This window comes from Protofrankia sp. CiP3, from assembly GCF_917627345.1.
Lineage (GTDB): Bacteria > Actinomycetota > Actinomycetes > Frankiales > Frankiaceae > Protofrankia.
Window position 1 is genome coordinate 108,752 of record NZ_CAKJTM010000008.1, and the last position, 23,517, is coordinate 132,268.

Annotated in this window: 18 protein-coding genes, 1 pseudogene and 1 CRISPR repeat array; of the genes and pseudogenes, 8 read left to right on the forward strand and 11 right to left on the reverse strand. The window is 65.5% G+C overall.

Annotated elements, in window-relative coordinates; all coding sequences use genetic code 11:
• The first annotated feature begins 25 nt into the window (after positions 1-25).
• Positions 26-2,293 carry an NACHT domain-containing protein gene (locus tag MJ797_RS27175; protein WP_305039682.1) on the forward strand — a complete coding sequence of 756 codons (2,268 nt, stop codon included), beginning with the start codon at positions 26-28 and terminating at the stop codon, positions 2,291-2,293.
• A gap of 352 nt (positions 2,294-2,645) precedes the next feature.
• Here the strand turns inward: MJ797_RS27175 and MJ797_RS05135 are convergent, their stop codons facing one another.
• The 4 genes from MJ797_RS05135 to MJ797_RS05150 form a co-directional block, all read right to left on the reverse strand.
• Positions 2,646-2,864 (reverse strand): heavy-metal-associated domain-containing protein, encoded by a 219-nt coding sequence (locus MJ797_RS05135; protein ID WP_239332333.1) that lies wholly within the window; start codon positions 2,862-2,864, stop codon positions 2,646-2,648.
• A 153-nt stretch (positions 2,865-3,017) separates the two neighbouring features.
• Positions 3,018-3,254 (reverse strand): hypothetical protein, encoded by a 237-nt coding sequence (locus tag MJ797_RS05140; RefSeq protein ID WP_239313070.1) that lies wholly within the window; start codon positions 3,252-3,254, stop codon positions 3,018-3,020.
• A 424-nt stretch (positions 3,255-3,678) separates the two neighbouring features.
• Positions 3,679-6,624: a DEAD/DEAH box helicase gene (locus MJ797_RS05145; protein WP_374581475.1), complete on the reverse strand. Its 2,946-nt coding sequence runs from the start codon at positions 6,622-6,624 to the stop codon at positions 3,679-3,681.
• A gap of 620 nt (positions 6,625-7,244) precedes the next feature.
• Positions 7,245-7,475 (reverse strand): hypothetical protein, encoded by a 231-nt coding sequence (locus tag MJ797_RS05150; RefSeq protein ID WP_239332337.1) that lies wholly within the window; start codon positions 7,473-7,475, stop codon positions 7,245-7,247.
• Between MJ797_RS05150 and MJ797_RS05155 the strand changes: the two genes are divergently transcribed.
• Positions 7,474-8,568, forward strand: a complete 1,095-nt coding sequence (locus tag MJ797_RS05155; protein WP_239332339.1) for a sugar ABC transporter substrate-binding protein — start codon at positions 7,474-7,476, stop codon at positions 8,566-8,568. The genes MJ797_RS05150 and MJ797_RS05155 overlap by 2 nt on opposite strands.
• A 515-nt stretch (positions 8,569-9,083) precedes the next feature.
• The gene (locus MJ797_RS05160; RefSeq protein WP_308128279.1) at positions 9,084-9,752 is read left to right on the forward strand and encodes a response regulator transcription factor; all 669 of its coding nucleotides are present in this window, start codon (positions 9,084-9,086) and stop codon (positions 9,750-9,752) included.
• Between the two features lie 155 nt (positions 9,753-9,907).
• Here MJ797_RS05160 and MJ797_RS05165 read toward each other — a convergent pair whose 3' ends face one another.
• Positions 9,908-11,311: a PAS domain-containing protein gene (locus tag MJ797_RS05165; RefSeq protein WP_239332341.1), complete on the reverse strand. Its 1,404-nt coding sequence runs from the start codon at positions 11,309-11,311 to the stop codon at positions 9,908-9,910.
• A 164-nt stretch (positions 11,312-11,475) separates the two neighbouring features.
• On the opposite strand from MJ797_RS05165, the gene MJ797_RS05170 reads away from it, so the two are divergent.
• The gene (locus tag MJ797_RS05170; RefSeq protein WP_239332343.1) at positions 11,476-12,438 is read left to right on the forward strand and encodes a class I SAM-dependent methyltransferase; all 963 of its coding nucleotides are present in this window, start codon (positions 11,476-11,478) and stop codon (positions 12,436-12,438) included.
• 586 nt (positions 12,439-13,024) lie between these two features.
• On the opposite strand, the gene MJ797_RS05175 is transcribed toward MJ797_RS05170, so the two are convergent.
• Positions 13,025-13,507 (reverse strand): peptidoglycan-binding protein, encoded by a 483-nt coding sequence (locus MJ797_RS05175; protein WP_239332345.1) that lies wholly within the window; start codon positions 13,505-13,507, stop codon positions 13,025-13,027.
• Positions 13,508-13,653: 146 nt separating this feature from the next.
• Between MJ797_RS05175 and MJ797_RS05180 the strand changes: the two genes are divergently transcribed.
• The 4 genes from MJ797_RS05180 to MJ797_RS05195 all read left to right on the forward strand — a co-directional run bounded on the left by MJ797_RS05180 (position 13,654) and on the right by MJ797_RS05195 (position 18,525).
• The gene (locus MJ797_RS05180; RefSeq protein WP_255738366.1) at positions 13,654-15,051 is read left to right on the forward strand and encodes a serine/threonine-protein kinase; all 1,398 of its coding nucleotides are present in this window, start codon (positions 13,654-13,656) and stop codon (positions 15,049-15,051) included.
• A 124-nt stretch (positions 15,052-15,175) separates the two neighbouring features.
• A CRISPR array of direct repeats spans positions 15,176-15,421; the repeat unit is 37 nt; unit sequence GGTTTCAATCCGACTCGGAAAGTTCCTGCTCTGCGAC.
• A gap of 529 nt (positions 15,422-15,950) precedes the next feature.
• Complete coding sequence (locus tag MJ797_RS05185) at positions 15,951-17,198, forward strand: AAA family ATPase (RefSeq protein ID WP_239332349.1); 1,248 nt, start codon at positions 15,951-15,953, stop codon at positions 17,196-17,198.
• Positions 17,199-17,206: 8 nt separating this feature from the next.
• Positions 17,207-17,815 carry a DUF4276 family protein gene (locus MJ797_RS05190; protein WP_239332351.1) on the forward strand — a complete coding sequence of 203 codons (609 nt, stop codon included), beginning with the start codon at positions 17,207-17,209 and terminating at the stop codon, positions 17,813-17,815.
• Between the two features lie 479 nt (positions 17,816-18,294).
• The gene (locus tag MJ797_RS05195; protein ID WP_239332353.1) at positions 18,295-18,525 is read left to right on the forward strand and encodes a CGNR zinc finger domain-containing protein; all 231 of its coding nucleotides are present in this window, start codon (positions 18,295-18,297) and stop codon (positions 18,523-18,525) included.
• A 332-nt stretch (positions 18,526-18,857) separates the two neighbouring features.
• On the opposite strand, the pseudogene MJ797_RS27390 reads toward MJ797_RS05195, so the two are convergent.
• From MJ797_RS27390 to MJ797_RS05210, 5 genes and pseudogenes are all read right to left on the reverse strand, one after another.
• Positions 18,858-19,196, reverse strand: a pseudogene (locus MJ797_RS27390) (transposase); the annotation flags it as partial.
• Between the two features lie 919 nt (positions 19,197-20,115).
• Positions 20,116-20,580 carry a thioesterase family protein gene (locus MJ797_RS27395; protein WP_374581459.1) on the reverse strand — a complete coding sequence of 155 codons (465 nt, stop codon included), beginning with the start codon at positions 20,578-20,580 and terminating at the stop codon, positions 20,116-20,118.
• Positions 20,577-21,716, reverse strand: coding sequence for an acyl-CoA dehydrogenase family protein (locus tag MJ797_RS05200; protein ID WP_239332355.1), 1,140 nt, complete (start codon positions 21,714-21,716; stop codon positions 20,577-20,579). Before MJ797_RS05200 ends, MJ797_RS27395 begins: the two co-directional genes overlap by 4 nt.
• Entirely contained in the window at positions 21,713-23,005 is a 1,293-nt protein-coding gene (locus MJ797_RS05205; RefSeq protein ID WP_239332357.1) for an aminotransferase class III-fold pyridoxal phosphate-dependent enzyme, read from the reverse strand. The genes MJ797_RS05200 and MJ797_RS05205 overlap by 4 nt, the downstream gene beginning before the upstream one ends.
• A gap of 282 nt (positions 23,006-23,287) precedes the next feature.
• Positions 23,288-23,517, reverse strand: a 230-nt coding sequence (locus MJ797_RS05210) for a 3-oxoacyl-[acyl-carrier-protein] synthase III C-terminal domain-containing protein (protein ID WP_305039683.1), incomplete at its 5' end; no start/stop codon positions are given.

The following is a 23,517-nucleotide window of genomic DNA, read 5'->3' on the forward strand; positions in this document are numbered from 1 at the left end:
CCGCGTCCGTAGATGATTGCCCACTATGGGTGAGACCACAGGAAAAGGACGGATCCTGTCCTGGCTGATCCTGATCGTGGGGATGCTCGGAGCAAGCGCTGTAGCCCTGGCCAGCGGCGGCAAGTGGGCCGGTGTGCTGGCTGTGCCCGCGCTGGCGCTGGCATGGGCGGGCTACCGCGCTGCTCGTAGGGACAACCAGGCTGGCGACATCGACACGGCCACGGTCGCCGATCGGCTTGCCGATCAGCTGAAAGCCCAGTGGTCCGCGGAGGCCAACCGCCGGGATCTCACCCGGCCTCCCCTGGCAGTGTCCTGGCAGCCGGCCGATGCGTCGCTGGTCCAGCCATGGGCCTCCCTGCAACGGCTGGCGGCGGCCGGCGCAGGGTGGGCCTGGAGTACTCCGCCGGGGGCAGGCCCGCACGAACTCGCCGGCACCGGCAGCGACCTGGTCACGGTGTTCGACCGGGTGCCGACCGGCCGGCTGGTCGTCCTCGGGGAACCCGGATCCGGCAAGACCGTGCTGCTCCTGCGCCTGGTGTTGGACCTGCTCGCCCGCCGAGGCGCTGGCGGGCCCGTCCCGCTGCTGGTCCCGGTGGCCTCCTGGAACCCCGACCGGGACGGCCTGTATGACTGGCTGAAAACCCAGATGATCCGGGAACATCCCTGGCTGGCCAGCACCTCAGCGACCGGCGTCAGCCGCGCCCACGCTCTGCTGACCGCGGGGCTGGTCCTGCCCGTCCTCGACGGACTGGACGAGATCCGCTCCGGTGGCCGGGGCCGCGCCATGGTCGCCATCAACGACACCCTGCGCCCTGACACCGGCGTGGTGCTCAGTTGCCGGACCACGGCGTTTCGCCACGCCGTCCGTCCCGGCCCGCTGCGCCAGCCCGTCCACCTGGAAGGTGCCGCGGGTATCCGGCTCGCCCCGCTGGATCCGGCCGCCATCGCCACCTATCTCACCGAAACCGCGGGCGCGGACGGGCCGGGCCGCTGGGCGCCGGTCCGTGCCGCGCTGGCCACCAGCCCTGCCCCACCGGTGGCTCGGGCGTTGTGCACCCCGTTGATGGCCAGCCTCGCCCGCACCATCTACAACCCCCGGCCGGCCAGCTCCACGCTCGGCCTGCCCGACCCCGCCGAGTTGTGCGACAGCACCGCATTCCCCACCCGCACCGCCGTTGAAGAACATCTGTTCGACGGGTTTATCACCGCTGCGTACCGGCCTCGCTCCACGGGCACGAACCGCTGGACCGCCGCCCAGGCCACCCCCTATCTGATCTTCCTGGCCCGGCATCTCGAACATCGTCTCCACACCACCAGTCTTGCCTGGTGGGAACTCCCCCGCGCCTTACCACGCGCTGTCATGCCCCTCGCGGTCGGGCTCACGTTCGGGCTCGTGGCCGGGCTCGCGTTCGGGCTCACGTTCGAGCCCGCGGCCGGGCTTGCGGACGGGCTCGGAGCCGGGCTCGGGGCCGGGCTCGCCATCAGGCTCGAGGATGGGCTCGGAGCTGGGCTCACAAGCAGGCTCACGGCCGGGCTCTTGGCCGGGCTCATGGGTGGGCTCGCGTTCGGGCTCGTGGCCGGGCTCGTGGCCGGGCTTGCGGGCGGGCTCGTGTTCGGGCTCGCGTTCGGGTTCGTGGGCGGGCTCGGCAGTTCTTCCCCACGCCACATCATCCTGCGATGGCCACGGCTCTCCGATCTCGCGACCGGGCTCGCGACCGGGCTCACGGTCGGGCTCATGGCCGGGCTCGCGTTCGGGCTCGTGGCCGGGCTCGCGGGTGGGCTCACAGTCGGGCTCGCGGCCGGGGTCGCGGCCGGGGTCGCGGCCGGGCTTGGGTTCGGGCTCGCGGTCGGGCTCGCGGCTGCGCTCGGAATGGACACCACTGTGGACACGCAACGGGCAGCCGACCCCGGGGCCGTGCTAATTCACGATCGCGCCAGTGGGCTCGTGGGCGGGCTTGTAGGCGGGCTTGTGGTCGGGCTCGTGGGCGGGCTGGCGTTCGGGCTCGCGGCCGGGCTCGTGGGCGGGCTCGCGGACGGCCTCACAGTCGGGCTCACGGTCGGGCTCGCCGCCGGGCCCACGGTCGGGCTTGTGGGCGGGTTCGCCTCGGTATGGGGCCGCTTGGGCATCGCCCGTCTCTGGCTGGCCTGCCGGGGCCATCAGCCTCTCCACCTGATGGCCTTCCTCACCGACGCGCACGACCGGGGAATCCTGCGGCAGGCCGGCGCGGTGTGGGAGTTCCGGCACGCCAACCTGCAACGCCGCCTTGCCAACCACCATCACCATCAGGCGTGAATTGACGTCAACGACGTGCGCTCCGCACGCCGGCTCCCGACGGCACGCCGCCGGCCGGTACATCCGCGGGGATGACCCGGGCCTGAATATCCGGCCTGTTCGACGGCGGCTACCAGCACCTCGGCGTCCGGTGTCCGGCGCACGCCCGTCGCTCCAGGTCACCATCGCCCGGTGCGTCGCCAGGCTGACCGTCGCCCAGGCTCCGGCCCGCCGGTTCGGCGCCTTCTCGACCTGGCGGGCGCAGGTGGCACAGATCATCCCGGGACGGCAAGCTCAACCAGCGCGGTGCTGGCGACAGCCACGCCGGCTGTCGCGCCCGCGGGTGGAGCGGCAGGCGCGGCCGGCATTCTGCTCACGCCCCGACAATCGCTCCGATCGTGTAACCTGCGTCGACGATCGCCGCTTCGATGGCACGCACATCCACCGCCGCGGAGTGGTCCACGCGGACCGAGGTGGACGCGACGTCGACGGACACTGCGCTGACGCCCGGCACTTGGCCGACGGCCGTTTCGATCGCGGCCTTGCAGTGGTCGCAGCTGATGTCGGGTACCTGCACCGTCAGCGCCGTCATTGATACTCCTACCGCCTCGCGGGCCTCGCCGTCGAGACCCTTTCGACGAAGGGTAGTAGAAGCGTCGGCTGGAGTCCTCGCGCGGCGCGGCCGGTCCGTCGGCCGTCGGCCGTCAGCCGCGCGTCACCGACCTGTCCCGCAGCGGAGCGGCGGTCATCCCACCAAGGCGGCGAGTTCCGCGTCGACCAGCGCGCTGATCCGGCCCGACCGAGCCTCGTCGACGATCACCCGCAGTTGGTCGACGCTCATCTGGATGCGCTGGCCGAAGTCGTCGGTGAGCACGATCCGCTGTTCCGCGGGCGCCTCGTGGTCGACGAAAAGCTCCGGGCAGCCGCAGCTGCACTTGCCGCAGAAGGTCAGGATGTGGCGAGGCGTTCCGGATACACTCATGACAGCTCCAGCAGATAAAAGGCGACAGATTGTTTCCCAGTTTAAGATCTGGCCCGGTGGCTGTCCGGCTTTTTGTTGATGGGTTCGCTTCCGGCCCCCGGCTCGCCGCCCCTGGCGCTGCGACGGTGCCCGGTAAACCCGGTCGAAGCCGTGGACGCATCGGTGGCCGCGGTCGCCGAGCGGCTTGGGACAGCACAGGTGGCGACGCTCGACCGACGACACTTCTCACGATCGTGCGCCCCACGCACGTCCCAACGTATTCAAGATTTTTCCGTAAGAGCGTGTTTGAGATCGGGCTTTCGATCAGTGAGCCGGAATGACGATCTCAAACGCGCTCCAAACGTTGGCGTATCCGGTGGGGCTCCGGAACCCCGATTGGGGTGCTGATTTGTATGTTTACCTGGCAGCTTGGATTGCCGCGGCGCTATGCGAACCCCGCCTGGCCATGGATACCGTTGTAGCTGCTGAGCCATCCCGTGCTCATCTGGTCGCCCCGCCAAGAGAACACGCTGACCCCGCGTTCCAGGGCCGGTGCGTGGGCCTCGCGTGAATAGCCGGCGGAACCGTCGGCTGCACCGGAACCGTCAGCGATACCGGGGCCAGACTCTCCGGTACCCGGATAGGACATCCACTGCCCGGCCGGCGACCCGACGGCGATGTGCTGGTCACCCGCCCAGACCACCGCCGCTGTCCCGTTCGGCGTGGTGACCTTCACGCGGTCGTCGGCCTCGGTGACGAGGCTGTCGGTCGCCCGGTCACGCAGCAACGCCACATATTCCTGGGCATCCAGCTGGCATTGGGCCGGGGCACGGCCCACCGGCCAGTCCGGGGCTGTCACACCGTGTTCGCGGGCGGCTGTGAACAGCAGCGGCACGATGCGCTCCGCTCGCAGCGGGGTCGCCATCTGCTCACACATCCACAGCAGCCGGCCCGCGCCACGGGTGGGCGCGAGCTGCCGCCAACGGATGCGCCGGCCGAGATCCCCCGCGATGACGGCAACCCACGGCGCGACAGTGGCCAGCTCACCCTGCGCCGCCAGCCAGGCGAAATAACGCGGCATCTCGCTGAGAATCGGCAGCAGGACCGAGGATGGCAGCCCGGCGATTCTCCGCGCCGGCCGGCTGAACGCCCGCGGGCTGTTCGCGACCAGCGCGATCGCGACCTGCGCCAGATCGCCCGGCGCCGCGGCGGTTGACGGAACGAGACCGAGCGCACCTCCTGGGGCGTCAACCAGCTCCAGATCTCCCCGGGCACGCAGCAGCCGTGCCACCCGGGGACGCAGATCGTCCGTCACCGGGGCCTCAGCGAACTGCGGGACACTGACGCTGATCGCCAGCCCGAGCAGCCGCTCGGCGTCCTCGGGGTCGTGGGGCCGCCGGTCGGCCTCCGCGAGCAGGCTCCGCAGCCGCATGCCGATCTTGACCGGAACCATGAACCGGGTCGTCAGCGTGCCCAGCTCGGTGACCCTGAGCACCGTGCCGACATCCGGCTCGGCGACCAGCGCGAGGTACCCGCCCTCCACCAGCAGGTCGACGGCATCCCGCACCGGCGTGAGCCCTTCGGCACCCTGATGATAAGCGAGCGTGCTCAGCCACCAGTTCTCCGCGTCGGTGAGGGTGTGGACGCGCCGCTGAGCCGTCTCCGCCAGTAGATGATCGGCAAGACTGTCCGCGATGTGGGAGCGGACCGCGTACCCCTCGACGAGCCGGTTCTGCCAGGTCGCCCGCTCCGTCTCGTCGACGACCAGGTAGGACCATCCCTCGGTCTCCCCGGCACCGACCCGGCCGGCCCGGCCGAACATCTGCTGCACCGTCGCCACGTCGATCCTGTCCAGACCGATGCGGGTGTCCCGGACGACGACCGCCCGCGCGGGCAGGTTCACCCCGGCCGCCACCGTCGTCGTCGCGACGAGGACATCCAGAGCGCGGTCACGGAAGGCGCGTTCCGCCTCACGGCGGTACTCCCAGTCCTTGTAGTGCAGGCCCACCCCGGCCGCGGTACACACCTGGTGAACGCGGGAGCCGTCATCCGGGTCGATGCCGCGGATGTCCGCGCCCCGGTCGGCCGCAATCATGAGCGCGGTCACGCGAACGTTGCGCCGGCTTCCGCAGAACACCAGCACGCTGCCACCGTCATCGGTGACCATACGCGTCAACGCCGTGGCCGCCCGCAGCCTGTTGGCGTTGTCGGTCCTACGGTCGGCGGTGGCCGGGATCATCGGCAGCTGCCAGGTCAACCGGGACGGGCGCCACGCGGTCGTCACGACGCGAGCGCCGAGCCACCCGGCGACCTCGTCGACATTTGCGACCGTCGCCGACAGCCCGACGATCCGCACCGGTGATCCCGCACCACGCATCCGGGCCAGCAACGCCTCCAACAGCGGCCCCCGCCCGGCACTGCCCAACAGATGGATCTCGTCGACGACCAGGCAGCCCACCTCACCCAGCGCGACACGCAGCGACGTCGCCCGGCACACCGACTCGAACTTCTCCGTCGTCGACACCCACAGATCGGCCTCGCGGGCCCGCTCCACGTCGACCACGTGCTCACCGGAAAGACGCTCCACCCGCAGCCCCTGCGCACGCCAGGTGGCAAGCTCGCGGTCAAGCTCATCGGTCAGTGACCGCTGCGGCACCAACCAGGCCGCTTTGCGCCCCTCACCGAGGATGGCCTTAAGCGCGGCAAGCATGCCGATCGCGGTCTTGCCCGACCCGGTCGGCGCGGCGACGAGAAGGTGGGTGTTGTCGCGCAGCACGTGCGGCGCGCCCTCCGCCTGTGCCGGGTTCAGCCCGGGATGGGGCAGGTAGGGCAGCCATTCCGCAGGCACGATCGTCCCAGCGTCGACGGGGCTCCAGGCCGGGAGGAACGGCTCGCCATGGTTGTCCCAGGCCAGCTCGAACGCGTCCCGGGCCGCCTCCGCAGCCAATCCAACAACGCCCGCCGTCCGCAGCTTCGCGGTGCTCGTGGCCGGGAGAAAACCGGGTACCGCGCGTAGCGCAGCCAACGCACCATCCGGCCCGACTGTGCTGACCGTCTCCGCCTCGACCCAGTGACGCACCCGTCGATGCGGCACCCCCGCGGCGCTCATCAGCGCACACAGCGCGTCGAAGTCCGCCGCCAGCGGGACCAGCACGCGCACGTCCACCCCGGCCGGCTGGGACGGGACGTCAGCCCACGGATCTGTGATCTTGCACCAGTGCAGGAGCCTGCGTTCAGTCACCGGTTGCGGTGTTCCGGGATCAGGCACGGAGACAGCAGTGGGCCCCGGCCGCGGTCCACCCGCCGCAAAGTAACCTGGCGCGAGTCGCGGATCGAGCCGCTCCGCGGCGAGCTTCCAGGCATCCTCAGCGTGAACGACACCCATGCTCATCCCGCCGGGGAGCTGGCCGTCATCGTCGACGCAGGACCGCGGCGATGCTGCCCTGCGCCGACGGGGAGCGCTCCGCCGACGCCGCAGCCCACCGAAGGTCCGTACACCCAGATCCGCCAAGGTAAACGTTGCCGCGCAATGCGGGCACACCAGAGCGACGTAGCGTTGCGGCCGTCCGCCGCTCATATACGATTTTCGGAGGCAGTGTAGCGTGCGGTCGCATCGCGGGCAGCCGCTGGGCGCAACATCGTCGTAGGACCAGCCCGGCTGGCCGAACCGCTCGTGCGCCAGCTGCGGCGAGATCCCCCACCGGGCCTCCGCGATATCCATGACGCTTGTGCGCCCGTCCGTCTCCGCACCGTCGGTGTGAGCTGGAGCCCGAGCCATCAGGGCTTGGCCCAGGCCGGTAATGTGAGCCGCTGTCTCCGCCACCACCAGCGCCGCCACCACCGATGATCAACTCATGGCTGCCGGCCACTCTATCTCTCCGATCACGATCGCCATGATGAGCCGGCCAGATATTCGTTGCATGGGCTCCATCCATTGGCTGGTTGCCTTGTCGGCTGGTAATCGTGCGCAGGCGCCGGGTCAACCGCCCGTCCGTGCCACGGACGGGCCCATCAGCCACAGAACGTTCCGGTGCGGACGACTTTTTCGTCGAGCAGCCAGCCGAAGCCGCCGGCTCCTGCGCCGATCTGGGAGATGTAGCCGTAGAGCCAGCTGCCGTCGTTCGCGCAAGCCGCCGCCTTATGATCACGAATAAGGTCTCCCGTTTGACGGATCCCGCACGACCGACGGCCGTAGGATCGGGTAGACGTAGGATCGCGGAACGGTGGCAAGGGGGTGGTCATGGTTATGTTACATCCACGTCGCCATCCTGCGATATTCGCCATCACGACATCCGTGATCAGTGGCATTGTGCTGGTTCCGTTTACCGGCTTGCTACGAGGCCTGCCGGCCCTTGCCATTCTCACCACATCGGTGCCGGCGTGGCTGGCATTATTGATCACCTGCCCCCTGGCAACCATGATCATCGGAATTTTCCGCCGCCCACCACCTGCTCGGGCCGAGATATTCCTACTGATGCCGGCATTCAGCCAGAAGCACTGGTTAGCGGAATTGCTACGCAATATCGACCGGTCGCTTGACCGTCGCTTCGACCTCGTGGTCAAGATTCCGGACAGCGACTATGCGGGAACCGCTCAGATCCGCCGTCTCCGGCAGACCCTCACCCGTGACAAAGGCTATATCGCCGGATTCGTCGTAGCCGCCGAGCCGGACGCGACCCGCGAAGATCTCGTGACGCTATGCGCCAAGGCGCCATATCCGATAATTTTCGTCGATGTCCAGCCATTCGCACATGACGCTGACTATCCTACCAACACGGCCTTCGTTGGCTGTTCCGACGAGCTCATCGGCGAGAAAGCGGGTCGCTACACCGCCCGTATCATCGAGCGAAGCCCTGCCGCGCATCCAACTGTCTTGGTTATTGCCACAAACACCCACCGCGGCCGGCAGCGCCGATTCGTAGACGTACTCACCGGCACCTGCCCTCAGGCAACCGTGATCGTAGACGAAGACGGCCTGTTCGCCAGGGACCGCGCACGCGATATCGTTCGACGCCGGCTTGCTGAACTGGCCCGACAAAACAGACCGGTCGATGTGATCTTCTGTACCAGTGACGAGATGGCGCTTGGCGCTCTTGACGCCCTGTACGCGCCCGACGCGGGCGACCAGGCCAGGGGCGTCCGCGTGATCGGTGTGGATGGGACCCGGGAGGCACTCGCGCTCATCAACTCAGGGGGAAGTCCCCTGTGCGCCACCATTGTGCAGGATCCCGCCCGAGTCGCCGAACGCGCGGTGGACCTCATGGAACGCAAGCTACGCGGCGACGACACCCCGAAGCGCAACCATCTTCCCGTAGAACTCTACGCGCTCGACTAACATCTCGACCCGCACGCAGCGGTGCGATCACCCAGACAGCCAGGGAACGTCCGATCTATCACTGAAAGCAACCGCATCGGCGTAGGTCGTCACGACGAATTGACCGGCCGTCGACGCACTGCCGAGCTTGGCTCCCTACAACGGATGACAGGGGAGCAGCAAGGCTGCACGAAGGTCACAACCAGTTGTGATCAGATACATAATGTAGCCGCTGTGCAGTGGCGCCCGAATCCACTCTGGAAGAAATCGTGCATATCGGCGCTATTCCGTCTCCTTCGGGCACGACTCGCGGAACACGTCGGTTTGACTGCCGCAGCATGCCACCTCGGGAATCCGCTGGAGCGTGATTGGCGGGCGGGGTCACATGGTCGTAGCGACGCCCGCATCGTGGTGGGAGCAGGGGGTTCGGTAAGCTGATCGCGATCGGGCAGGCTCCTCAACGATGTCCCGCTGGCCGCCGGAGACCGCCCTGCCGGTCAGCAGAACGCAGAGGTTTGGGGTGAGAACATATAGGCGTGGATGACCGTTTACGGGTCGTGCTGGTGGACGACCACGAGATCGTGCGGCAGGGTATCCGGACGATATTAGAGGCCCATGCGGACCTCGTGGTGGTAGGCGAGGCGACGTCGGCGTCAGTGGCTGTCGCACTGGTCGATAGCCACCACCCAGACGTGGTCGTGATGGATGTCCGGCTGGGCGACAGCAGCGGTATCGACGCTACCCGGGAGATCCGTACCCGGCACCCCACCGCACGGGTGCTGATATTGACGTCGTTCCCTGATGAACACGCGCTTATCTCCTCGATCGAGGCCGGTGCCAGTGGTTATGTCCTGAAGCAGATCAGGCGGGACGAGCTGGTCTCGGCCGTGCGTGCCGTCGGCGACGGTCAACATGTCGTGGACAAGGCTGTGACTGGTGTTTTATTGGAACAGGTCCGGGCCGGTACCATCGGCGACCCACACGGCACCGATGAAAGGCTCAGTAGGTTGTCTGCGCAGGAGAAGCGGATTCTGGCGCTTGTCGCTGCGGGTCGGACCAACCGGGAGATCGGCGTCCAACTGCACCTGGCAGAGAAAACAGCCCGTAACTATGTCTCGAACATCCTCGGCAAGCTCGGTCTGTCCCGGCGCACCGAGGCCGCTGCCTACTTGGCCCGGCGTAGCACCCGATCCCAGGGCTCCTAACCTGCTACCTGGGAGCCATCGTACCCAGAGGATTATGCAGAACTCTTCCATCAAGATATATAGCAGCACTTCGACCTGTGCCTCGACCCACGGTGATGGATAATTTTGATCATCCAGAATGGAAATCCTGAATAAGCCTCCCGCTACAACTGCCTTCACCCGGACCGCAGCGGTACCCGAACCGTCACCGTGCTGCCCATAGCACCGGTCTCGATGTCGAGCCGGCCGTTGATGCTTGCCGACCGCTCGCTGAGGTTGCGTAGTCCCTGGCCCCGGCCGGTGGCTGCGGGCAGGTCGAAACCCCGGCCGTCGTCGTCGATTTCCAGCAAAGCCGAATCCGCGGTACGGACGAGGCTGACGCGGCAGGTCGTGGCGTGCGCATGCCGGCGCACATTGGATAACGCCTCTCGGGTGAGTTGCACGATGTCCCCGGCGTATGGCATGAGTTGCGTAGCGACGGTCGGATCGAGATCGATCGCGGTGACGATCCCGGTGTTGTGTTGGAAGTCCTCCGCAAGAACGAACAGGGCGTCGTACAGGCTGCGGTCGGTCAGCAGGACTGGGCGCAGGTTGAACACGTAGTCCCGGATCTCCTTGATCGACCAGTCGATACGGTCGATACTGTCAGCGAGACGGGCGCGGGTTGCCTCCGGCTGCTCGACCAGTGTCTCGGCTGCCTGCAAGGTCAGCAACACTCCGGACAGCGACTGGATCACCCCGTCATGCAGCTCCCGGGCGATGCGCTGACGTTCGTCAGCAACGACAAGTTGGCGTCGCGACTCCTGCAGTTGATCCTCGGCGAGCTTCCAGTCGGTGATATCGAAAATCACTCCGTCCAGCCAGCTATAACCATTGCCGCTCTGTACCTCCTGGCCACGTTCACGTACCCAGGCGATGCTCCCGTCGGCCCGGACGATGCGGTATTCAAGGACGAACTGCCGGTCCTGCCGGGTCGCCTCGGTGACGTCCCGCTCCACCACCGCGCGGTCGTCGGGATGGATGATGCTAGCGAAACTGCGCACCGCGTTGTCGATGAAATCGGTGGCTGGGTAACCGGAAATGCGTTCGATGTCGTCGCTGATCAGTTCCATCGTCCAGTTCGGGTCGTTGGCGCAGCGGTAAATAGCCCCCGGCGCGTTCGCGATCAATGAACGCAGGCGGGTCTCGTTGCGGTGCAGGTGCGCGCTGCGGGCACCTGCGACCGCTCGGGCCAAGCACTGGATCTCATCGAACGGCCTGATCAGATAGTCGTCTACACCGTCAGGCAGCACCTGTTCCTTACTCGGAACCAGGATAATGACATACAGGTCCGCATGCTGGGGCTGAGTTCGAATACGACGGCATAGGTCGGCGCCGCTGCCATCCGGCAACTGCCAGTCAACAAAGATCAAATCGTACGGTGCCGCGTCGAGAGCAGCGAGGGCAGCCGTGCCGGTGGCCCGTGACCGGGCGCCGTAGCCCGCGGTTACGAGCCATAAAGCGATCTCCGTCATCGCGTCACCCTCGCCAACTACCAGAGCCTGGATGCCAGGGCCGGGCGCCCAGCGAGTGGTGTCCATGTCACATGCCCTCTTTCCTCGGGACATCCAACACTAACGGAGAGCACCGTTGCCCTCCATGCTCGTCATGGATCCCCGGAGGGGTCAGAGCAGCGAAGATCTAAATCATTCTCCACAACGAGAATCATGGTCATTGCGGGACTGACGGGAACCTCGGAGCGAACATGGACGCATCAGGCATGTTTGGGGTGTTCGGACCGGCCGCCCCTTGGGCCGCTTCGTTTGCGGGTGTTATTACCACGGGCCTTGTCGTAACCGGGTTCTGGCAGGGCCGATCGATCTCAATCTGGCCACCACGGATCGGCCGGCGTTTCGGCGTGGTCCAAACCGGGATGGCCGCATGGAAACCAAAGGCCGGATCCCCAGCAGAAATTGATCAAAATTCCGTGCTGCGCCGCGAATACGGGGTCGATCGGGCCCAGGATTTCTACCAGGAGATCGCGTCAAATTACGATCTACGTAACTCCGGGAACCTGGTATCGACCCACCTGACTACGGTTGCGCAGTTGCAGACAATTCGAGAACAAAAGTCTATACTACGAATACTTGATCTTGGCGGAGGTACCGGTAAGTTGATAGCAATCCATTTCTTCAATGAAGAGGAGATAACCTGGACGTACATCGATAGCTGTCCGGCAATGGCGGCCGAATTTCGACGGAATCTTTGTGGCTACCCGCTGGGGCGGAAATCAGAGGTCGTGGTTGATGACCTGAATCGAGCGCTGCCCCAGCTGGATGCCGGCTCCTACGATGTAATCGTAATGTCCTTGGTGCTGTCTTCGATGGCGGAACCACCGGACTTTGCCCTGCTGGAGCGACTACTGAGTCCCGATGGGTCACTAATCATCACCGATATTAACCCTGGATACACTCGCGACGCCCCATTGTACAAGGTGTGGGTAGACGGAACAATCGTCGCGCTGCGCACAAGGCCGGTGGATCCGTTCGAGGTGATTCGCCAAGCCAGCACGGCTAACCTACAGATGACCGAACTGAAGACGATCGGTGGGGACAGTACCTACTACTCGTTCCTGACGGTGTTCAGATCGAATGGGATCCGCTCTACGGACGCCGCAGGGGACGGTCACCAGCGGTCAGTGCACCGCCGCCTCGCGCCGGGGCCCTGAGCAGGAGTTGGAATCGGGCTGTTGGGGCAGGTCAGGAGCCTGCCCAATCATAATCAACTTTGTCAAGATCCATGTTCCCAGCATGATGCGGACGGTACACTGACCAACGCCATCAACTTGATCTTAATCGCGGCTTGAAGGCCTGTTTTCCCTTGACTACCGAGAGTGATTTCCGGAATTCAGGCGTCGTGGTGGCCCGGCTGTCGCCTCGGGTGAGCGACCGGTCCCTCTCAAGGCACGGGCCGCTGCCGAGCACATCCCCACTTCGGCGCTGATCCAGCGCATCCTCACCCGAACCGTCCGCGAGCCCGACGCGCCGGTGCTGACCGTCGAACAGGTCGAGGAGATCGCCCGACGCGTCTTACGCGAATCAGTATGAACAATGCAGACGGCGAGGCAAGAACGGCGGTGCGAAGGTCGATATGGACGGTCGAGCGGTGTTCTGGCGCCCTCAGCCGATTGGGCGGTCTCCAGCGGTCAGGAGCCTGCCCGATCGCGATCAAGCGTACCGAGCCCCCTGTTCCCAGCACGGTTGGACGGTGCACTGACCGCCAGAGACCCACCATCCGGAGGTTGAACGGCGAACTCAATCTTGGACGAACTGGAGCCCGACAGCTCTTTCCAGCGTCTGCCCGGCCGCATGCAGCGACGTCTGCCAGGTGAAGTCGCCCACCACTCCGTCCGGCGACAGCCCGGCATTGCTCTGAAACGCCTCGACGGCGGCCCTGGTACGAGGACCGAAGTTACCGTCTACCGGCCCCGGCGAGAAGCCGCCGTTTTCCAGTATCTGTTGCAGACGGCTGACGACCTCGCCTGTCGAGCCCTCTTTCAGCAGCGGCATCGGACCACCGTTCGGCAGCGCCGCCCACGTCGTCGGGCCCACAATCCCGTCGACCGGAAGTTGGTTGGCCTTCTGGAAGTCCCGTACGGCGGCGTCGGTCCTCGGTCCGAATATGCCGTCCGGCAGGAGCCGCTCTCCGGGCTCGGAACGGTTGACCGCCCGCTGCGCCCTTGTGACGGCAGGTCCACTCGCGCCCAGGCGAATCGTGGGTTGTCCCGGGTTTGCCATAGGAACACCTCCTAGGTCACCGGGTGACGTACTGTCATGGTTGCCGGCGACCACAGCTTCATGGTGACCCCAAGTACAGGATTATTTCCCATACGTGTCTTAAGGCTGACAGCAGGCGTCCACGGGCATCCGACTTTCACGCGGCGATGCCCCTCATGCCGGGCGACTTGGACGAGGAAATCCAGCGCCGTGGCATGTTCCCACCGGCAGTGGCCGGGCGTGTCACCAGCCAGGTCGCCGAGGCCCTGAATGCGGCACATACGCGCGGTGTTGTTCATCGGGACGTCAAGCCGGCAAACGTGCTGCTTTACCAACAGAGTGACGACCAGCTGTATGCCTACCTGGCCGATTTCGGGTTAGCCCGACACACCGACGCGGCCAGGCTCACCACAGCCGGAGCCATGGTCGGAACGCCGCTGTACATGTCCCCGGAACAGCTCCGCGGCGAGCCGGCGACGGCGGCGAGCGACATCTACGCCGCTGGCCTGCTGCTACACGAGATGATGGTCGGATACCCGCGCTGCCGCGGGGAGGAATGCCGACGGACACCAACCGATCCGGTGGCAGCCCGCCTCCACGCCGTCGTCAAGCGGGCATGCGAGCTCGAGCCCGAGGCCCGCCACCCCAGCGCGGAGGCGTTCGGCCAAGATATCGCCGCTGCGCTGACCAGCGCGCCGGTCACAGTGAGCCACCTCCAGCCGCTGCACCAAGTCGGCCATGGCGCGGCGAGAACCCAGCTCTCGCCCGACGTCGCCAGCAGCGGACACGGCATGGATCCGGCTCCCAGCCTCGACATCGCGGGCGGACCGATCTGGACCGCCCGATCCGAGTTCTCGCTGCCGGATCCCGGACCGACCGAGCATGGCCACGCCGGTACGCATACCCTGCCCGGAGAAGACACCATTCCCAAAGCGGGCGGTGCGGCGCGGGATTCAGGCGCGGGGACCTCCCCAGCCGGACAGAGGCGACCAGTATTGTTGTTCGCACTCATCGCCTGCGTCGCCCTGGCGGTTGCTGTCGCGCTGACCGCGGTTACCCCGATACTCATGGGCCGAACGGACACAGCCTCACAGGCCACGACGCCATCTCACACGGCGCTGGTGACACCATCCCCGCACTCATCGACCGGTGCCTTCCCGAGCGGCCTGGACCAAAGCACAACCTCGTCCCCGGCACCAACGGCGCTGACCACCGCGCGGATTTCCGGGACGCCCGTGCCGCTGGCACAGAACGCACCGACTGGCACCGTTCGGCCACCGGATACCCCGGTAGCACCGCAATCCGCATCCCTCAGCCCGCAACCCGCCCCCACCACAGCGGCCGGGACGGTGCAGCGCCGGTACGTCTGCGCCGAGGACGCGACATTGCACAGCTCGTTTGGCCCTAGCACGCCGATCATAGGCACACTGCGGAGAGGCGAAGAATTCGATACGGACGGTTTACTGGCGAACAACGGAGCATGGGTGCACGGGTACGCCCCGTCGTTGAATCTGAGTGGATGGATGCTCACCCAGTACGTCAAAATGACATGCCCGGCCGCCTGACGAGCAGGTAGTCCCGGCTACGCGCCTACTGACTCCCCCACCTGTCGGCCCATCGGTAGCGCCACACAGAAGGCGGGAACCATAACTGTTCGCGTCCGTAAAGATTCGGAAGCGAACACCCTGAGGTTTCAATCCGACTCGGAAAGTTCCTGCTCTGCGACCGTTATCCTTCGGATAATGCGGCGTTAAGCCCTGGGTTTCAATCCGACTCGGAAAGTTCCTGCTCTGCGACTACAATCGTTGTCCGGGTGGAAGATAGTGTAATAGTTTCAATCCGACTCGGAAAGTTCCTGCTCTGCGACCCAGCTTCTTGGTTCGAACCATCCGGTTCTGGGTTTCAATCCGACTCGGAAAGTTCCTGCTCTGCGACAGTACCACCGATCCTGGGGGGTCTGAGCTGCGGGTTTGCAAGATCCTTCCAGAACCTCCCGACGAGGGCTGTGGATAAACTGATCCAAAAGATTGATCGTTTACATTTGTGCAGGTCACAGGTATATCGATCTTTGCCAGAACCTCCCCGTTTTGTCGGCGTGTCAGAGGTTCTGGATGTCGATCACGATGCGACCGCTTGACAGCCGCGCCCATTGGTACCTCGGAGCCTCGCCGGGCATGCATCGCCATCACCTCGCCATCCTCCTCGCCCGCCGGATGCCGATAAGCGCAGGCACGGCCCCTGGGGTGACAGGCGATGACACACCCACCACGGCTCCGGATCGACGAGCATGGAGTCGCTGTCCCCGGTTGGCCTGCCGGGCCGACCTGAACGGGATCACACACCCCCGGCCCCGGCCAGCCATCGGGCTGCCCTTGACGCGATGAGCGTAGGGCACGGCGTCGCTGGGATAGCGTGTGCGCTGATCTCGAATGGGATGCGTGAATTGGATGCGTGAGGAGGCTGAGTGGCGACGGCGGTCAGTGCGCGGCCCACGCCCTTCCTACGCCGCGCGCGTATCCAGGGCTTCCGGTCGATCGTGGATACCAAGATCATGTTCGGTCCGCTGACTGTGCTGCTGGGCCTGAACGGCGCAGGGAAGAGCAACGTGATCGATGCGTTGCGGTTCGTGCAGGACGTGGTGAGGACTTCGCCCGCGCAGGCAATAGAGGATCGGCAAGGCCTGTCCACGGTCCTGCACCGAGGCTCATGGCCGGCGGGCCGGCTGCGGATCGAGCTGGAGCTTGGCATCTCCCCGCGTCCCGGCCAGGCACGAGGTGACGCCCTGCCCCTACCGCTGGAACCCATGACAGCGATCTATGGATTCGAGCTCCGGCTCGATGAGGCCACCGACCTGGGGACGCACATCGAGCGCGAGTGGTGCCAGTTCACCGGCGCCGAGGCTGCGGGCGGCTTCGCTGCCGAGGAGGGCCGGGTCGTCACCGGTCCGGCGCAGCTGATGGGTCCGGTCGCGGACCCGACGACGCTGGTCCTGCCGACAGCCGCGCGCCTTCCGCCGCTCGCAATGGTCTACTCGGCGTTGCGGGGCATGGCGTTCCATGCGCTGAGCCCCTCGACAATGCGCCTCGTCGGGCAGCGGAGTAAGCGCTCTGTGCTTGGGCCGTCGGGCGAACAGCTCCCCCAAGTACTTGATGCGCTCGCGACCCAATTTCCTCATGCACGACGCAGGATCGACGACTACCTCGCGGCGATTCTGCCCGGCGCACTCGGCATCGAGACGTTCGCCCTCGACGAGTTCCACACCGTTCGGCTGCGGATGGCGGAGCCCTCGGCTGACGGCGGCGTCCAGGTGTTCCCCGCCCAGTCGATGTCCGACGGCACACTCGCGGCTACCGGCCTACTCGCCTCGCTGTTCCAGACCGGCACCTGGATGGGCACGATCCCCCTGGTCGTCGTGGAGGATCCGGAGCTCGGCCTTCATGCCGGCGCTGTCGGTGCGCTGTTCAGCGCATTGGCCGAGGCCTCCGAGCATGTCCAGGTCGTCGTCGCGACCCAGAGCGCCGACCTTCTCGACCAGAAGAACTTCCCCCTCGACGCAGCGCGGATCGTTGAGCTGCGAAACGGTACGACGGTTGTCACCGAGGTGGATGACCGCATCCGCGAGATCGTTCGGCGTGACCTTGGGACACTCGGCGAACTCCAGCGGTCAAACCAGCTCACCCCTTGGCCCGAGCCACCGGACACGGCGTGGTGAACCAAGCCGTGGAACCGGCTCCGATCATCGCGCTCGTCGTCGAAGGCACGGGTGAGATCAGCGCCGTGCCGCTGCTGCTTCGCCGACTCGCGCACGACATGTTCGGCTGTTGGTCAGCCCGCTTCCTCAGACCCAGCCGGTATGGCCGCGGTCAGCTGACCACCACCGGAGGAATCGAGAGGATCATCGAGCGGACCGTCGTGCTCAACCCCGATGCGACAGGCGTCCTGGTGATGCTGGACGCCGATGACGACTGCCCAGCGGCCTTGGCGCCTCGCCTCCTCGACCGCGCACGCCGGGCGCGTCCGGACCGGCGTCTCAGCGTCGTCCTGCCGAACCGGGAGTTCGAGGCATGGTTCCTCGCGGCCGCATCCTCGTTAGCCGGGGTCCGGGGACTGGCGCCCAACGTCGAGACCCATCCCGCGCCTGAGAACCCTCGCGACTGCAAGGGATGGCTGACACGTCACCGGGACGACGGCCAGCAGTACCAGGCGCCGGTCGATCAGGCCGCGCTTGCCGCCCAAATCGATCTTGAAATGGCGCGGCGCAACTCACCGTCCTTCGACAAGCTCTGCCGCGACCTCAACTGGCTGCTCACCCCAGACGGTCCCGCGTAGCGCTCAGACTGGCCGCAGGCCGAGCACGGCATTGCGCGAACTGGGCTCTCGGCGCCTGCTGACCTACACCTACACAACGCCCATAAGCATGGGCGGGTTCGGTCCGTTGAGCCGCTCCACGGCCAAGGCGACTGCCCGCTTGTACTTCCTCAGACGCGGACGCCACGCGGGCCGCATCCGACGATCGGCCAGTGCCGGGCGAGGTTCCCGACGCAGGTCGACGATCACCTGGCTGCGGAGACAAGACCCGCCAGCGCGATCGTTTCATTACGCACAGGCTAAGAATATGCACCAGCAACGACCGACGCCCAATTTCGGCGGAGACCCTGCGCGGACGGCTGCGGGTCGGCGCGCATGGCCCGCAGTATGGTCAGCCATCTGCGCAGCGATACCACCCATCAGAGGTTGCGAAATCTCTGTGGCGGTGCAGGAGAGAGGCTGGAGATGAAACGGCGACATCCAACGGTGGACGCGACGCCGTGTTCACCCAGCTCCTGTGGATCGTGGCGGTCGCCGCGATCGATGGGACATGGAAGCGGCTGAAGGTGTGCCCCGCCGAAGACTGCCGGTGGGCGTTCTACGACAACGCCAAGAACCGCATGGGCGTCTGGTGCCAGATGGCCGAGTGCGGCAACCGCCGCAAGGCCCGCGCGCACCGGGCCCGCCAGCATTCAGCTCCCGCAGAAGGACAGTCAGACCGCAGCACATGATCAATAACAATGCCCCCAGGGGGAGCGCCAGAAAATCTTCCGATAACCGCCAACAACGGGGCCTCCACCTGCAAAAACGGCCCGCTGGCGCTGGCTGTTGCACCGATGCTCGGGCACTCCAGGCAGATCGACGCCGACAGCCAGATAGGCGGCAGAAGTCGAAGAACCTCGCCAGAGCGGCACTGACCCGGGTGTGGCAGGCGGCCCGACCGGTACGGGTGGGAGAGAGCGCGAGCACGCTGCGGAGCAGTTCCTTGGCCTTCTATACGACGTGGAGTTGCCGGCCGGTGTCGCCGAGTGCCACCCAGGGTGCACAGCAGCTTCCCGCATGTCGTGTCTGTCAGACTCTCTGCGCCCCGCAGCAACAGATCCTTGATCGTATGCTCGGGGTCGGTGGCCCGGCCGCGGCGGCCGTAGGCCTCGTAGGTGATCCGACGGCGCACGTCGCCGACGGCCTTGTTGGCCAGTTGGGCGACGTGGAACGGGTCGACGACCAGGGCCGCGTGCGGCAGTGCGGTGCGCACGGCGGACGTGAACACGGCGGACATGTCGATGGTCACGTGCGTGATAGCATCCCACCAGGCTTGGTCTTGGGTGGCCAGCCAGACCACCGTGTCGGCAGCGCGGCCCTCGGCAGACCGTGCCCGCCCTCGGAGCCGACGAAGACGCATTACCGACGGTCGGCATCGGTGACCAATGTCCCGATGGCCGGGGCGCGGTGGTAGCGTAGCCCGCCGCAGCGGTGGTCGTTCATGCTGAGGAGTGTGACCGGGGGCAGCGACCCGCTCACCGAACGGCCATGCCGGGGCCGGTGCCGCAGGCGTACCGGCCCCGGTGTCCGCTTCCGTCCTGGTATCGGTCCCGGTGCCCACGCCCGTGGCGGCTTTGTCACCCGGGGTGCCAGCCTCGGTACCCGCCTTCGTGTCGGTAACCACGATCCCGGCCTCGGTGGCTACCCCGACGAACCCGCGGTGAGTGGTGTGCCAGCCACTCCCACCGTGTCGGCCACCTGGCCCACCGGCACCACCCAGTCGCCGACCAGGCGGCCCATGGTGTCCTTGCCAACTTCGAAAGGCCCTCTCTCGCCCCGGCCCACCAATGGCCCGGCATCGCCGGAAGGTCTCCTGCCCGCACGCGCTATCGCCGGAAAAATACCGTTTTTCGTGCCAGATGATCTGTACCGGGGCCACCGCCACGTGCCGCATGGCGTGGATCACCGGCTCCGTGACCCGGCTACTCTCCTCTCCGCAGGATGCGCAGCAGGCTCGCCGCCTACCCGGGATGGTGTTCACGTGCAGGGTCCAGGAACCGTCCGGCTCTCGCTCGACTGCCTCGACGTCGACCCCGGCCAGGCCCAGCAATTCCGCCACTGATCCAGTAGCGTCCGACATGCACACCCGTCCGCCCTGGTGATCTGGTTTTGTGGTTAATCGAGATCTTTCCAGGTGGTGGGTGCACCTCGGTTCCCGGCTTGGCGGCCCGCCTGCGGCTACAGATAGTTTCCGATCTCTACTGCAATCAGTGAACAGTCAGATGCGATCTTCCGCGTAGTGCGAAGAGCCGCTATCCGTGGCACCGGCGCCGCCAGCCCTACCCGTTCCCGCTGTCCACAGGTGAGTCTTCCTGATGGTGCGACGACGAACGGATACTGTCGATACGTTCGATGAATCGGCTAATTCGCACCAAGCCCCTCCGATGTGTCCCGCGGAGGATTTCGCCGCGGGAGTCGTACGCGTGCACGTCGAACGTGAGCGATCTTTCCGTCACCTTGGTGAGGGTGGCAGTTAGGGTGATCATTTCCTCTCGGCAGGTGGGTGCGATGTGGCCACTGTCGTGGTGGGCTCCGACTGTCATCCATCCCGAGTGCGCGAGAGTGTCTTGAGTGACCCGCATGCACGCGATCTCCGAGAGCCACAACAAGATCGGTGTTGCGAGGACAGGAAGGTTATTGCCCCATTGATCAGCGGTGTCCTGTGAACGCACCTGGTGCTGAATCTTCGCCGTAGCCCCGAGTATAGATTGCAGGGTCTCGTGGATGCTGGTTGTTGTCGTCATACCACCGCTCCTTGGGTATGCAACATCTGGTTAAAGATGTTCTTACGCTGCATCTCCGCGGTACCACCGGCGATGAGCGTGCCGTAGGCGTCGATGAGCTGTTGTGCGACAGGTCCCCTCATGTAGCCGAGGTGTCCCATGACCCGGAACGCGTGCTCGGTGCCGGTACGCAGATTCTCCGCTCCCTGATATTTGGCAATAGAGCAAAGCATATTGGCCTGCGGGTCTTCTTGGAGCAGGGCCTCGAGAGCACGGTAGGACACCGCGCGGGTGGTGTCGATAGCCATCTGCAAGTCAGTGAGGCGTCCCTGAACGTACTGATAATCAATGATTGGATACTTGAACGCGATTCTTTCACGTGCATATTGCAAGGTGTCCGTGAGAATCGGTTCCAGGTAGGCTGCGGCCAACACTCCGTACAACAACCGGTCGAGGCTGATAGTGTCGTAGATGATCTGCAAGCCATTCCCAGGACAACCGACGAGCGCATCTGCTGGCAGCGCGACCTGACTCAGCCGAAACGGTCCTGTCGGGCTGCTCCTATTCCCGATCATGTCTTCGACTTCGCCGCGCTCTACTCCCGGAGCGGTCATGTCAACGAGGAACAAGCTGATGTCGCGGTCACCGATTTCCGGTAAGCGGCCCAGCACCAACGCTAGATCAGCGACAGGACCATGGGTGATGTGGTCTTTTTGCCCGTCAATGATGAAGCCGTTGCGGACACGAGTGGCGCAGGTACGGACCCTAGCGACGTCAGAGCCTCCCTGCGGCTCAGTCAGCGCAGTGGCTCCGACAGCACCGGATATCAGTGGAGGCAGATACCGCTCCAGTTGTTGCGGCGAGAGGTAGATCAAAGTAGACCGAAGCAGTCCGGCGTGTGCGACCAGCGAGAGGTTAAATCCGAGATCACGACCGCCGATGGCGATCCCCTCGAAGGCGGCGATAAAGTCCCACCATGTACCGCCGTCGCCACCGTACTGGGCGGGCATGCTGAGGCGCCACAGACCCTCATCGGCGAGACGCTGCCAAGATTCGCGGTCCAATCGGCCCTCGCGGTAGCAGTCGGCAGCCCGCTTGGCGACAGTGGCCTCGGCTAAGGCTCGGTAGTGCTCTCGAATACGCTCGGACGGATTCACCGGGTGCTCCTCCTCACGGTCATAATGTCTGTGTTCGTGCTGGTGTCTGTCGTAGCGTTGAACTCGATGTCAAAGCGGTCCAGACTGCGCTGCAACCGCTGACGCAGATCGGTTAGGACTTTCGGTCCGCTGGTGAGCGGTGGAGCGATGAGGACGGAAGCGGTCCGGGCATCGACTCCTGCGGGGTAGAGGACAATGCCCTCTTGCAGCGCGATGTCGATGAGCGCGTCGGTGGCCTGCCTCCAGTTCTGATCATCGCCCTCGATAGCGATGGCGTGTAGCATGCCGCAGCCTCGCGCTGGCCCGACGTTGCGTCGTCCAGCGCATGCCTGCTGCAGCAGGTGCGCGAGCCTAAGGCCGTTCTCGGTAGCTGCGGTGACCAAGTGCGCGTGCTGGACGATGTCGAGCACCGCAAGGGCCACGGCGCAGGCGACCGGGTTTCCGCCCATAGTGTGCCCAAAGGTCCCTAGGTCTGCTTTATGGCGCAAAGCATGAGCGACCATGTCAGATACCATGCAAGCGGCTACTGGAAAGTAGCCGGCGCCGAGCCCCTTGCTAGCTACGATGATGTCGGGGTTCATGCCGGCTGCCTGGGAAGCGAGCCAGTTCCCAGTCCGACCGAAGCCGGTCATCACCTCGTCAGCGATCACCAGTGCGCCCGCCTCATTGGCCGCAGCCTGGATGGTCCGTAGCGTCTCATCATCCTGTGGTGCCGCTCCGTTTGAGGCACCCCCTACTGGTTCGATGACAACGGCGGCCAGCGAGGGCCCGAACCGACGGATCTGTTCCGCCCAGGCCGACGCCGTGGCCCGCATGCCGACCTCCGGGGGAGTTGGCACGAATGCCGAATATGACCAGGATCGGTTGGCCGGCCCCAAGGACAGCTGGCGAGGCGGGTGCCCGGAGATATGCAGGGCACCGGCCGTCATGCCGTGGTACGAAATCCCTTCGCTGAGGACAATCCTGCGTCCGGTATCGCCTCGAGCCACATGATACCGCCAGGCGACGCGCAGGGCCTGCTCGATAGCCTCCGAACCGGAGTTACTCAGCAGATGCTCGGTCAGCGCCCCACCGCTCATCTGGGTTAGCCGCTGCTCCAGCATCCTGGCCGCTCCGCTGGTAAACCGTCCGCGCGAGGTGAAGTGCGCCTGGTCGTACTGCTCGTGCAAGGCTCGCAGGACTTGTGGATGCCGATGGCCGACGTTGACGTTGACGGCTCCCGAGCAGGCATCGAGGAGTTCTCCGCGGTCCGTGTCCAAATAGCAGCCCTCAGCCTCATACACAATCACCCGGCTGCCGGGTACCCCTTCAGTGGCCCTACTGGCGGGTGATTGAGGTTTGTAATCGTCTCGAGCGAAGACAGATGTGCCGACAAGGGGTGCACTCATGCTGCTAGCCATCCCCTTCCTCCTCATGAGTGGAGTGCCGATGAATGCCAGGAGCTGGGCGTGATTCCTCAGTCATCACTACACGGGTACCACGTCGTTCCCCGGCTTGCCGCTCTGGGCGTCCAGAGCGGCAACTAGTGCGTTGTGTCCGTATGTCGCTGTCCCGATTGGTGTCTTGGGCCATCAGTACCACTGGATCATCACCGCCCCCGCAGTCATGCCACCGCCGACGCACGCCAGCAGCACGACCTCGTCACGCTGCAGTGGCTTGCGCTGATGGCTCAGAGCCAGTGTCATCGGAACGGATGCGGCGGCAGTGTTGCCGTATTTGTCCGCGGAGATCTCGACACGGCTCGGACTGAATCCCATATGCCGGGCCAGCATCTCGACGAGGCGTACATTTCCCTGATGCA